At 30.4% G+C, this 566-nt stretch carries 1 protein-coding gene; it reads left to right on the top strand.

The genetic code is table 11. The features are described from left to right. The first annotated feature begins 179 nt into the window (after positions 1 to 179). The gene (locus B0A78_RS13480; protein WP_014166056.1) at positions 180 to 512 is read left to right on the top strand and encodes a helix-turn-helix domain-containing protein; all 333 of its coding nucleotides are present in this window, start codon (positions 180 to 182) and stop codon (positions 510 to 512) included. Positions 513 to 566: the final 54 nt, after the last annotated feature.

Genomic DNA, 566 nt, shown 5'->3' with positions numbered 1-566 from the left:
TAGAGGTAGTGGTTGGGGTTGGAGGTGTTGAGATTGTTCATAAGTTTAATATCTGATAAATACCTCACAAATCTAATAGATTTATATTTTATATACAAGAATTATTTTAATTGTATATAACAAATAAGTAATCTATATTTGCTAAATAGTATTAAATTACTCTTAAAAACGAGGTATTTATGGCTTTTGCAGACAGATTAACATACGCTAGGAAACAGAAAAAACTAAAGCAATCTGATTTAGGAAAAATGGTTGGAACTTCTGGCGACATTATAGGTAAGTATGAACGTGGAGAAAATTCTCCGTCTATTGATATGGCTTCTAAAATTGCTGAAGCTCTCGGAGTTACTATTGATTACCTTGTAAAAGATGGAGTATATGAACAAATAGACAAAGAAACCCTTACTAGATTAAAAGAAATTCAAAACCTTGATGAAGAAACTAAAAAACATATCTTCGCTACCATTGATGCCTTTATTGCCAAAACTAAAATTCAGTCCATCTTAAAATAATCGTTTTATTTCTTTACTACAACCCACAAAAAAACACGCCCTAAAGCGTGTTTT

This window comes from Flavobacterium columnare NBRC 100251 = ATCC 23463, assembly GCF_002530675.1.
Taxonomy (GTDB): Bacteria; Bacteroidota; Bacteroidia; order Flavobacteriales; family Flavobacteriaceae; genus Flavobacterium; species Flavobacterium columnare.
This window is presented reverse-complemented; position numbering and strand designations above follow the sequence as displayed.

What these genes read in the sequence shown, in the direction of transcription:
- B0A78_RS13480 (WP_014166056.1), top strand. Translation starts at nt 180, where the DNA reads ATGGCTTTTGCAGACAGATTAACATACGCTAGGAAACAGAAAAAACTA.